Consider the following 10,683-nt stretch of genomic DNA (forward strand, 5'->3'; position numbering starts at 1 on the left):
TCAGGCCGCTTCCAGTTCGCTGCACACCTTGATCACCTGCTCGCGCAGCCAGACGTTGGCGCTGTCCTGATCGACGCTCTGGCTCCATTGCATGTCGAGGGTGAACCCCGGCAAGCCATTAGGCGCCTCACAGTGATTAAACACCGCTTCGCTGGTCAGTAAACGCTGAATGCGCCGGGGTAGGGTGAGGATGAAGTCGGTGCCGGTGATCATCTTCAACGCAGCGCTGTAGCTGTTCGATCGCGCCACGATCTGACGCTTCTGCGCCTGCCGTGCCAGCCAGCCATCAACCATGTTGGTGGTGGAGGTCCACGGAGTCGGAAACACATGCCGACGCTCGGTGAAAGCTTGCAGGCTCAGGCGTGGTTCCAGTGGCGTGGCGCGCTTGTCGAAGACGCAGACCAGATCATCTTCCAGCAGCATCTGGGACTTCAGGTCAGTGTGGTTGCGGTGAAAATTGGGGCCGAAACTGATCACCAGGTCGAGGCTGCCGTCGCGTAACTCATCGGCCGGCACGTCGGTTTCGAACTTATGCATGTTGACTACCACCGGCAAGTCATCGAAGTCGAAGCGCTTCAACAGACGCGGCAGGATCAGTTGCTCGAAGTATTCCGGGGCGCAGATGTTGAATGTGACGGCTTGTCGGGTCGGATCAAACACCGGGGCGCCGGCGTGGCACAGGTTGATGCTTTCGAGAATTTTCTGCACATGGCCGTACATGCTGCTGGCCTTGTAGGTCGGGCGCATGCCGGTGCGGGTGTTGATGAACAGTTCGTCTTCGAAACTGGTGCGCAGTTTTTTCAGGCAGTAACTGACGGTGGACTGGCTGACAAACAGCGTTTCCGAAACATCGGTGACGCTGCTCTGCTCATACACGGCGATAAACACCATGAGATCCTGCATGTCGAGCTTTCGAAGCAAGTTACTGTTCAGCATCCGTTCTGTCTCGCTGTGCTCCTTGCGCTGAATCCGCGCAAACGTGTGCGAATGATCCTAACGGAACGATGGTGCCAGGAGAACGCCCTGTAGGACATTTCACGGATACATGTGGGACAGAAAGTTTTAGGAACACGACGTCATTGATCAATGTGCGCAAAGATGGCCAGAGGCCTCTAGCTCGCGCGCCTCTGCAATCATTGAATATGCCGCGCGTACTGCCGGGGATCGAAGCGCAACACCATCAGGAGCATGGCCACCATCACTGCAGTCAGTGCCCACCAAGCCCATTCGAAGCTGCCCAGTTGATCGCGAGCCATCCCGGCGAGTAGCGGCGAGAGACCGGCAATCAGATACCCAATGCCCTGCACGAATGCAGTCAGGTGCCCGGCGCGCTGAGGATTGTCTAGGTGGTCGAGCGAGACGATCAGGCTCATCGGGAATAACCCGCCGATGCCCAGGCCCAGCAAGCAGGGCCACAGCAGACTGAGGTGTTGGGGGCTGAGGGTCAGGCCACAGAAACCGGTGATGATCAGGCCGAGCAGCGCCATCAGCACCACGCGCCGGTCTCGGCTACGGTTGGCGATGGCCGGCACTATCAGTCCGGAAATTACCTCCATGGCTGTCAGAAAACCCAACAACAGACCGGCGCTTTGTTCGCTCCAGCCTTTTTCAACGTAGTACGGCGCCAGCCAGGCGAGCACACAGGTGTAGGACGCTGTCCCCAGACCGAAGAAGATTGCGAGTAACCAGGCGCGGGAATTAGCGAAAAATGATTCTTTCTTCGCCACACCGGTCATGGCGTTTGGCAATTGCCAACGTTGCAACCACCAGAACACCAACGCCAGCAGCGCCAGTGCTGCCCAAATGGCTAAGCCGAGGCGCCAGCTACCGGTTTGCACCATCACCTGTGGGGCGAACGAGGCCGCAAGCGCCGCGCCGCCCATGATCGACGTCACGTACAAGCCCATGCACAGCGCTACATTATTGGGGAAGTGCGACTTGATCAGCGCAGGCATCAACGCCTGAATCAAGGCAATGCCAATCCCCGCCAGCACGGCGCTGACAATCAACTCTGCCGCCGAATCGACAAACAGCCGCGACAGTGTCGCCAATGCAATGATCAGCAGCGACAGCAACACCGTGCGCTGTTCACCCAGTCGTTGGCTGATGCCGATGCCGAAGAACATCGCCAGACCCATGGCCATCACTGGCAGCATGGTCAGCAACGAAGCGACGCTGAAGCTCAACGCAATGTCGCCGCGAATTGCCGACAGCAGCGGCCCGATGGCCGCCATCGACGGGCGCAGATTGAGCGCGACTAGAATGATTGAAAGCATTAGCCAAGTAGCGGGGCGGGAAGTGGTGCGGGCGTTTTCCATCGTCAGACCTTTGATGCTGGGGATTGAGGATTAGGCGCGTCACTGCCTGACTCGGGCAAACCAGAAAATCCGCAGCAGTATTTGAAAACTCGATATCACCCGATCACTTGTAGGCGTGAGCCTGCTCGCGAAAGCGGGCTGCCTGTCTATGCAGTAGTGGCTGTCACACCGCAATCGCGAGCAGGCTCACTCCCACAGGTAAAGCCGTGCTGTTTTTCTGAACGAGAACTGAATCATTCTCAAATACTTCACAAGTTTGGATGTAATGCCCAGGGCTAACTAATTGTTGGCGTCTTTTTCACAAAAAATTGATGGTTGCGCGCCTAAAGTTTGTCATGCCCTGGTTAATGAATTTTTCACAGTTAGCCACAGCTCTTCTTTTCAGGAATTGCCAACCTCTATGTTGAAGTTAAAAGCCGTGCGCCCGGAATGGGTGACGTTGATTGCCAGCGCCTTTCTTTTGCTCGGCTTCAACTTTGTGCTCTGGCAGCACCTCTTCGAGATCACCGCCGCAGACGGCAAGGGCATCGCCATGCGCGTGGCTTTCGGGGTGATGATCTTCGCGGCGTTCAACATCGTGCTGACGTTTCTGGCCTTCCGCCCGCTGCTTAAACCGGTACTGACGTTGATGTTTTTGATCAGCGCCGGTGTGGCTTATTTCATGAGCCAATATGGCGTGATGATTGATGCGGGTATGTTGCGTAACTTTGCTGAAACCAATGTTACGGAAGTGCGTGATCTGCTGTCGTTCAAGTTGTTCGCTTATATATTCCTGCTCGGAGTTTTACCGTCCTGGTTGTTATGGAAAGTGCCGGTCAGCTATCGTCGCTGGCATCATGAGTTGTTCAGCAAAGTTATCGTCAGCGTGGCGTCGGTTGCGGTCATCGGTGGGGTGGCGCTGGCCAACTATCAAGGCCTGTCTTCGCTGTTTCGCAATCACCATGAATTGCGTTTGATGCTGGTGCCGAGCAACTACATTGGCGCCTCGGCCGGTTACCTGCGTGAGCAGGTTGTCTCGGCGCAGCAACCCTTCGTCAAGATTGGCGAAGACGCGCAGCGCAACCCGGATCTGCATCTTCAGCCGCGCAAATCCCTGACCGTGCTGGTGGTGGGTGAAAGTGCCCGTGCCGAGAACTTCGGCATTCTCGGCTACGACCGAAACACCACGCCGAAGTTGAACCAGGAAGCGGGTCTGATCGCCTTCACCGACGTGCATTCATGCGGCACTGAAACGGCCGTCTCGGTGCCGTGCATGTTCTCCAACATGGGCCGCAAGGATTACGACGCCAGTAAAGCCAAGAACGAAGAAGGCCTGCTTGATGTGCTCAAACGTGCTGGCATCGACGTGATCTGGCGCGATAACCAGTCCGGCTGCAAGGGCACTTGTGATCGTGTCACCTTGCAGGATGTCAGCAATTTGAAAGACCCGACGCTGTGCGCCAACAGTGAATGCCGCGACGAAATCCTGCTGCAAGGTCTGCAAAGCTTTATCGATCATCTGGACAAGGACACCGTGTTGGTCCTGCACCAGATGGGCAGCCACGGACCGGAGTACTTCAAGCGTTATCCAAAGGAGTACGAGCACTTCACGCCTGTCTGTGAAAGCAATGCACTGAACAATTGCAGCCGCGAAAGTATCGTCAACGGTTACGACAATACGCTGGTCTACACCGACCATGTGCTGTCGAGCCTGATTGATGTGTTGCGTAACAATCAGGACAAAGTTGATACCGCGATGTTGTACCTGTCCGATCACGGCGAGTCGCTGGGCGAGTACAACCTGTTCCTGCACGGCACGCCTTACATGCTGGCGCCGGAGCAACAGAAACATGTCGCGATGCTGGCGTGGTTCTCCGACAACTATCAGAAAGCCTATTCGGTTGACACCCATTGTCTGCAAATGAGCCGCGACAAACCGCTGAGCCAGGACAACCTGTTCCATTCGATGCTTGGCCTGCTGGAAGTGCGCAGTAAGGTGTATCAGCCGGGTCTGGATATGTTCGCCGGTTGCCGTGGTGCAGTGATCGACGGCGTCTTGGCGAAGGACTGAACCGCTTCGGGCCTGTCGTCCTGACACGACGGGCCTGTCTGTTTCCTCTGTCAGACTATTCTTGCTCTCTGGCAGGACATTTCGTTACAGCTCTTGCCCTTCGCAGGCGCGTAAATCGCCAGTGGCGATATATACTGCGCGCCATTCTTCAAGGGAGAGCCGTGTGGCCATCGATATTCACTGGATTCGCGACAACGAAAGCCTCGCGCAATTTTGCGCCGAGTGGCAGCAGCTGCCTTTCGTGGCCCTCGACACCGAATTCATGCGGGTCGACACCTTCTACCCGATTGCCGGTCTGTTGCAGGTTGGCGACGGCAAACGCGCCTATTTGATTGATCCGCTGACCATCAATGCCTGGCAACCGCTGGCCGCATTGCTGGAAAACCCGGCGGTGCTCAAGGTCTTGCACGCGTGCAGCGAAGATCTCGAAGTCCTGTTGCGCCTGACCGGCAGCTTGCCGGCACCGATGTTCGACACCCAACTGGGCGCCGCTTATCTGAACCTCGGGTTCTCGATGGGTTATTCGCGACTGGTGCAGGCCGTACTCGGCATCGAACTGCCGAAGGGCGAAACCCGCTCTGACTGGTTGCAGCGTCCTTTGTCCGACACCCAAATCAGCTACGCCGCCGAAGATGCCGTGCATCTGGCAGAGGTTTTCGTACAACTGCGGCCGAAACTGTCTGACGACAAATTTGCCTGGGTGCTGGAGGACGGCGCCGAACTGGTCGCCAACCTGCGTCGGGAAACCGATCCGTACGAGGTTTATCGCGAGGCCAAACTGGCGTGGAAACTGTCCCGTGCGCAACTGGCCGTGCTGCGCGAGTTGTGCGCCTGGCGCGAGCGCGAAGCCCGCGCCCGCGACCTGCCGCGCAACCGTATCGTCCGTGAGCACTCGCTGTGGCCGCTGGCCCGTACACAACCGGACTCCCTCAGTGCGCTGGGCAAGATCGAAGACATGCACCCGCGTACCGTGCGTCAGGACGGTGAATTTCTGCTTGATCTGATCAAGCGCTCTGGCAGTGTGGGGCCTGATCAATGGCCGCCCGCTGTGCCAGAGCCGTTGCCGATCGAAGCGGCTGCACTGATCAAGCAACTGCGCGCCCTGGGGCAGGCCGAGGCCGAGCGCCTGGGCATCGCGCCAGAACTGATGCTGCGCAAGAAAACCCTCGAAGCGCTGGTCAAAAGCGGCTTCCCCGAGGGTCCTTACCAATTGCCTGAGTCGCTGCGTGGCTGGCGCCGCGAACTCATGGGTCAGAAGCTGCTCGACAGCCTGGCCACCGCCGGAGAACAGCCTTGAAACGTATTTGCTCTATTTATCAAAGCTCGAAGCGCAGCGGCATGTACCTTTACGTGCTCAAGAGCGATGAGTTGGAACGTGTGCCCGAGGCGTTGATGGCGGCCTTCGGCAAAGCCATTTTTGCCTTTAGCCTGGTGTTGACTCCCGAGCGCAAATTAGCCAGCGAGGACATCGTCGTTGTCCTGGAAAACCTCGACAAACAGGGTTATCACCTGCAAATGCCGCCTGCCGAGGACGAGTACATCGAACACTTGCCCGAAGAGTTGCTGCGACGCAACGACCCGATGTGATCTGCAAGGCCCTGTTCTGGGCCTTTGTTAACTCTGGAACTGTTTTTACCGCGATGGCCGCCCTGAATCCGGTGGCCGTCTGCACGGTTTGCGAAAGGTTTGAAGATGCGCGTTCTGATTGCTGAACACGACCACGCGATATACGCCCGGCTGCTGCAACAGGCAGCGCCGGAACTCGAAGTGCTGACCAGCGGCGACTCCGCTGAACTGGCCCGCAAGGCCGCCGATTGCCCGGTGTGGCTGGGGCAACCGGATCTGCTCGCGACCCTGTTGCGGCAGGGCCATCAACCGCAATGGCTGCAGTCGACCTGGGCCGGCATCACGCCGCTGCTCGCCGACGGCCTGCGCCGGGATTACCGCTTGACCCGCGCGGTGGGGATTTTTGGCCAGGTGATGGCCGAATACGTGCTGACTTACATGCTCGGCCACGAACGCGAAGTGCTGGCGCGACTGGTCAGCCAGGTCGAGCGCAAGTGGGACAACCGCACCGGCAAGAGCCTGGTCGGGCGCAAGGTGCTGATTGTCGGCACCGGTGATATTGGCCTGAGCGTGGCGCAGTTTCTGTTGCCGTTCGGCGTCGAACTGTACGGCATCGCCAGCAGTGCACGGGAGCAGGCACCGTTTGTTGAAGTCGGGTCGATGGCCGATCTGCCACGGCTGGTGGGCGAAGTGGACTACGTGGTCAATCTGCTGCCGAACACGGCGCATACCCATGATGTTTACGACGCAGCGCTGTTCAAACAATTCAAGCCGACCGGGTTGTTCATCAACGTCGGGCGTGGTGTAGCGGTGGTTGATGCCGATCTGGTAGAGGCCCTCAAGGAAGGGCATCTGGCGGGTGCGGTGATCGACGTTTGCCGTCAGGAACCGTTGCCGCAGCGTCATCCGTTCTGGACGGCGTGGGGCCTGCTGCTGACCGGTCACAGCTCGGCACCGACTTCACCGGCGTTGATGGTGCAGTTGTTTGTCGAGAACCTGAAGGCGTATCAGGCGGGCGAACCGTTGCGTGGGGAAGTGGATTTCAACCGCGGGTATTGAGTTGTTATGAAAAGATCGCAGCCTTCGGCAGCTCCTACAAAGATCAATGTAGGAGCTGCCGAAGGCTGCGATCTTTTGCTTTTAGAGGGTGAAGTCGCCTTCAGCCGCCAATTCGCTCAGCGGGCGACGCGGGCTTGGTTCTTCGCGTGCTTGCAGGTACTCGGCCAAGGTCGATTTGTCACCCAACTTGCCCACCGCAACGGCGGCATGCAGGGCATAACCTTGCGGAATGTTCAGCTCTTTGCGCGTCAGTTCCTGATCGAAACCTGCCATGCCATGGGTGTGCCAGCCGCTGATGCTCGCTTGCAGCGCCAGATGGCCCCATGCCGAACCGGTGTCGAACGTGCTCCACAGCGCCGGCGTCTCTTCAGTGGCGCCCGGCACGGCGAAAGTGGTTTTCGAGATCACGATCACCAGCGCCGAAGCGTGTTGCGCCCAGCCGCGGTTGAACTCGTTCAGCAGGCCCAGATAACGCTCCCAGTTCGGCGTATCGCGACGCGCGTAGAGAAAACGCCACGGCTGCGAGTTGTAGGCCGATGGTGCCCAGCGCGCGGCTTCGAAGAAGCTCAGCAGGGTTTCTTCCGGGATCGCTTCGCCGGTGAAGGCGCGGGGTGACCAGCGATCAGTGAACTGCGGGTGAATGGCGTAATCGGCGACGCGAGGGTTGGCACTCATCAAGAGATTCCTTGCTACGTTTGAGTAATAAAACCGTGGCAAAACCCTACTTGGCGGCGATTGGGCTGACAAGCACGATTTACCGACAGTCGCCAGCGCTTGGCCCGCAAGGCCTTGGGCACTAGACTGGCGGCCTTTTCACCACCTGATGTTGATGCTTGAGCCATGGCCGCCAAAGTCGAACCGTTCTGGATACGCAAAACCCTCGATCAACTGGATCACGAGGAGTGGGAATCGCTGTGCGACGGCTGCGGTCTGTGCTGCCTGCAAAAGCTCGAAGATGAAGAAGACAACAGCGTCTATTACACGCGCATTGCCTGCAAACTGCTGGACCTTAAGACCTGCCAGTGCAGCGATTACCCGAATCGCCTCAAGTTTGTCCCGGACTGCATCCAGCTCACCCCGGGCCAGGCTGAAGAATTCAAATGGTTGCCACCAACCTGCGGTTATCGACTGGTCAGCGAAGGCAAGGATCTGCCGCTGTGGCACCACTTGGTCTGCGGCGACCGCGATGCAGTGCACCACGAGCGTATTTCCCAGTCCGGGCGCATGCTCGCCGAAGGCAGCGTGCCGGAGGATGACTGGGAAGATCACCTGATTTTCCGGGCTGGCTAGACGCCCACCGATTCCAGTTTCAACAAGGAGTGTGTATGGCTGTGGGATTGCGGCGGGGGTTGATCGCCGGGCTGCTGGCGCTGAGCGCCCCTGTGTGGGCGGCGAAGAAAGTCGATCTGGATTATCACGTGCGCCTGTTGCCGCAGAGCGATCAGACCGAAGTGCGCCTGACCCTGGCCAAAGGCGAAGCCGTACGCAGCCTGGATTTCGACCTCGGCGACGGCAGTCACTACAGCGACTTCAAGGCCGACGGCCAATGGCTGCTGACACCGGGCAAGCAGGCACGCGGCGTCTGGCGTCCGGCCAGCGACAAGTCCAGCCTGACCTACCGCGTGCGCATCAGCCACGGCCGCAAGAACGGCAGCTTCGACACGCGCATGACCCCGACTTGGGCTTTGATGCGCGGCGACGAACTGGTGCCGCCGGCCAAACTTGATCAGCAGGACGGCACCGAACTGGTCTCGCGCCTGCAATTCGAATTGCCTGACGGCTGGAAAAGCATCGAAACCGCTTGGCCGCGCGTCGGCAAAAACAAATTCCGCATCGACAACCCCTCGCGTCTGTTCGACCGCCCGACCGGGTGGATGCTCGCCGGGCACTTGGGCAGCCGCCGCACGCGTCTGGGCGAAACCGAAGTCACCGTGGCCTCGCCGCAGGGGCAGGGCATGCGCCGGATGGATGTGCTGACCTTGCTGACGTTTGTCTGGCCGCAAGTGCAGGCGCTGTATCCACGGCATCCCACGAAACTGTTGATCGTCGGCGCCAACGACCCGATGTGGCGCGGCAGCCTCGGCGCGCACGAATCGATTTACCTCAACACGCGGTTGCCGCTGGTCAGCGAAAGCGGCAGCAGTGCGCTGGTGCGCGAGTTGGCGCAGGTGTTCGGGCGGATCAATGACGAGCAGCGCAGTGACTGGATCAGTGAGGGTTTTGCCGAGTATTACGCGATCGAACTGGTGCGCCGGGCTGGCGGCATGAGTGACGAGCGTTATCAGAGTTTGCAGGCGAAACTCGCCAAGGATGGCGCGAAGGTCACAACGCTGCGCGGCGAGCAGGTCAGCCCGGGGCAAATCTCAAAAGCGGTAATTGTGTTGCAGGAGCTGGATGGCGAGATTCGCCTGAAGACGCGCAACAAGCGTTCGCTGGATGATGTGTTGCGCGGGGCGATGCATCTGGGGACGGTGAGCACCAAGGAGTTTGTGCAACTGGCCGAAAGCGTTCTGGGCGAGTCCTCGAAAGTGCTTGATACCGCGTTGCTTCAGTAATATCCCCATTCGCGAGCAGGCTCGCTCCCACACTGGTTTTGTGTTCGACACAGATTAAATGTGGGAGCGAGCCTGCTCGCGAAGAGGCCACAGGCCTTACAACAAATTCAAGATCAAACCCCGGCTTTCGGCGATTTCACCGAATCATTACCAGTCACCGTCGCCGTGCTGGTCGCCGCCTCGGCATTGGCTTTGAGCTTGCTCAGCTCTTCTCCGGCCCGCTCGATTTTGGCCCGCACGTTATTCATGTCCTGACGGCTTTTCTCAAACAGGCTTTTTACCGAACTGTGCCCGGTGATCCCGCGAGCCATGGCCACACCGCCAATCGCCACCTGAATCAGACCGAACACCCCGCCACGGCGTAGGCCCTTGCCGACCATGATCACGCCACCGGCCAGCGAGCCGATGCGCTCCCAGCCTTCGACGTTCTGCTCGGTACGAGTCTGGAACGGGGTGGATTCGATACGCTCGACGCGTTTGAGCTCGGTCATGATCTTTCTCCAGGTAATGAGTAATGGATAAACAAGCTGACTGCCGGAGCGGTCAGCTTGTTCCATCGGATGTGCGACGCTTCAGCGGAATTTCGGTCCGGAGCGAGTATTCAGGCCCTTGGCCATGCGGTCGTAGAGCACGACATTGACGGTGGCGGCGAGGTTCATGCAACCGGTGGTCGGGATGTACACGACGTCTTCGCACCAGTCGCGGATCTCTTTATCCAGCGAGCCGTCTTCCGGGCCGAAGATGTACAGGGCGCGATCAGGGTGGGTGTATTCCGGCAGAGGGCGGGCGCCTTCGACCAGTTCCACGGCGACCGGTACGCAATTGAGCGGGAGGATCTTTTTCAGATCGTCGATGCCGATCAGCGGTATGTCGTAGTGCACGCGCTTGGTGTCGGTAACGAAATCGGCGGCGCGTTCATAACGCTTTCCGGTGTAGAACACCGACGCCACGCCGTAACAGCCTGCGGCGCGCATCACCGAACCGACGTTCTCCGGTGATTTGGGGTTGTACAAACCAATGCAGCTGTAACGTTTGTCTGCCACGAGCGGGGTGCCTTCGGGAAAAAGAGCGCGATTATACGGGGATTGGGGGAGGGCGGGCACTGATCGTTCCCACGCAGAGCGTGGGAACGATC

At 58.9% G+C, this 10,683-nt stretch carries 11 protein-coding genes; 6 read left to right on the forward strand and 5 right to left on the reverse strand.

Features of this window, described 5'->3' with window-relative positions:
• Both IAI51_RS20910 and IAI51_RS20915 read right to left on the reverse strand, forming a co-directional pair.
• Complete coding sequence (locus IAI51_RS20910; protein WP_187680176.1) at nucleotides 1-936, reverse strand: LysR family transcriptional regulator; 936 nt, start codon at nucleotides 934-936, stop codon at nucleotides 1-3.
• A 197-nt stretch (nucleotides 937-1,133) separates the two neighbouring features.
• Nucleotides 1,134-2,318, reverse strand: coding sequence for a cyanate transporter (locus IAI51_RS20915; RefSeq protein WP_187680177.1), 1,185 nt, complete (start codon nucleotides 2,316-2,318; stop codon nucleotides 1,134-1,136).
• A 400-nt stretch (nucleotides 2,319-2,718) separates the two neighbouring features.
• On the opposite strand from IAI51_RS20915, the gene IAI51_RS20920 reads away from it, so the two are divergent.
• The 4 genes from IAI51_RS20920 (at nucleotide 2,719) to IAI51_RS20935 (ending at nucleotide 6,993) form a co-directional block, all read left to right on the forward strand.
• A complete protein-coding gene (locus tag IAI51_RS20920; protein WP_187680178.1) occupies nucleotides 2,719-4,368 on the forward strand; it encodes a phosphoethanolamine transferase in 1,650 nt (549 codons plus the stop codon).
• Nucleotides 4,369-4,531: 163 nt separating this feature from the next.
• Complete coding sequence (gene rnd / locus IAI51_RS20925; protein ID WP_187680179.1) at nucleotides 4,532-5,665, forward strand: ribonuclease D; 1,134 nt, start codon at nucleotides 4,532-4,534, stop codon at nucleotides 5,663-5,665.
• A complete protein-coding gene (locus IAI51_RS20930; RefSeq protein WP_187680180.1) occupies nucleotides 5,662-5,955 on the forward strand; it encodes a YcgL domain-containing protein in 294 nt (97 codons plus the stop codon). Before rnd ends, IAI51_RS20930 begins: the two co-directional genes overlap by 4 nt.
• 105 nt (nucleotides 5,956-6,060) lie before the next feature.
• Nucleotides 6,061-6,993, forward strand: coding sequence for a D-2-hydroxyacid dehydrogenase (locus tag IAI51_RS20935; RefSeq protein WP_187680181.1), 933 nt, complete (start codon nucleotides 6,061-6,063; stop codon nucleotides 6,991-6,993).
• Nucleotides 6,994-7,074: 81 nt separating this feature from the next.
• Here IAI51_RS20935 and IAI51_RS20940 read toward each other — a convergent pair whose 3' ends face one another.
• Nucleotides 7,075-7,668: a nitroreductase family protein gene (locus IAI51_RS20940; protein ID WP_187680182.1), complete on the reverse strand. Its 594-nt coding sequence runs from the start codon at nucleotides 7,666-7,668 to the stop codon at nucleotides 7,075-7,077.
• A 165-nt stretch (nucleotides 7,669-7,833) separates the two neighbouring features.
• On the opposite strand from IAI51_RS20940, the gene IAI51_RS20945 reads away from it, so the two are divergent.
• Together IAI51_RS20945 and IAI51_RS20950 are read left to right on the forward strand one after the other, a co-directional pair.
• Nucleotides 7,834-8,283, forward strand: a complete 450-nt coding sequence (locus IAI51_RS20945; protein WP_122608869.1) for a YcgN family cysteine cluster protein — start codon at nucleotides 7,834-7,836, stop codon at nucleotides 8,281-8,283.
• A gap of 35 nt (nucleotides 8,284-8,318) precedes the next feature.
• Nucleotides 8,319-9,548 carry a hypothetical protein gene (locus tag IAI51_RS20950; RefSeq protein ID WP_187680183.1) on the forward strand — a complete coding sequence of 410 codons (1,230 nt, stop codon included), beginning with the start codon at nucleotides 8,319-8,321 and terminating at the stop codon, nucleotides 9,546-9,548.
• A 113-nt stretch (nucleotides 9,549-9,661) separates the two neighbouring features.
• Here the strand turns inward: IAI51_RS20950 and IAI51_RS20955 are convergent, their stop codons facing one another.
• Entirely contained in the window at nucleotides 9,662-10,039 is a 378-nt protein-coding gene (locus IAI51_RS20955) for a DUF2892 domain-containing protein (RefSeq protein WP_187680184.1), read from the reverse strand.
• Between the two features lie 81 nt (nucleotides 10,040-10,120).
• On the reverse strand, nucleotides 10,121-10,591 hold the full coding sequence (locus IAI51_RS20960; RefSeq protein WP_007911337.1) for an RNA methyltransferase: 471 nt from the start codon (nucleotides 10,589-10,591) through the stop codon (nucleotides 10,121-10,123).
• Between the last annotated feature and the right edge of the window lie 92 nt (nucleotides 10,592-10,683).

Source organism: Pseudomonas sp. N40(2020), assembly GCF_014472415.1.
GTDB lineage: Bacteria > Pseudomonadota > Gammaproteobacteria > Pseudomonadales > Pseudomonadaceae > Aquipseudomonas.

Excerpts from the sequence above, each read along its gene's own strand:
- IAI51_RS20910 (WP_187680176.1), bottom strand. The coding sequence starts at position 936 with ATGCTGAACAGTAACTTGCTTCGAAAGCTCGACATGCAGGATCTCATG.
- IAI51_RS20915 (WP_187680177.1), bottom strand. The coding sequence starts at position 2,318 with ATGGAAAACGCCCGCACCACTTCCCGCCCCGCTACTTGGCTAATGCTT.
- IAI51_RS20920 (WP_187680178.1), top strand. The coding sequence starts at position 2,719 with ATGTTGAAGTTAAAAGCCGTGCGCCCGGAATGGGTGACGTTGATTGCC.
- IAI51_RS20935 (WP_187680181.1), top strand. The coding sequence starts at position 6,061 with ATGCGCGTTCTGATTGCTGAACACGACCACGCGATATACGCCCGGCTG.
- IAI51_RS20940 (WP_187680182.1), bottom strand. The coding sequence starts at position 7,668 with ATGAGTGCCAACCCTCGCGTCGCCGATTACGCCATTCACCCGCAGTTC.
- IAI51_RS20945 (WP_122608869.1), top strand. The coding sequence starts at position 7,834 with ATGGCCGCCAAAGTCGAACCGTTCTGGATACGCAAAACCCTCGATCAA.
- IAI51_RS20950 (WP_187680183.1), top strand. The coding sequence starts at position 8,319 with ATGGCTGTGGGATTGCGGCGGGGGTTGATCGCCGGGCTGCTGGCGCTG.
- IAI51_RS20955 (WP_187680184.1), bottom strand. The coding sequence starts at position 10,039 with ATGACCGAGCTCAAACGCGTCGAGCGTATCGAATCCACCCCGTTCCAG.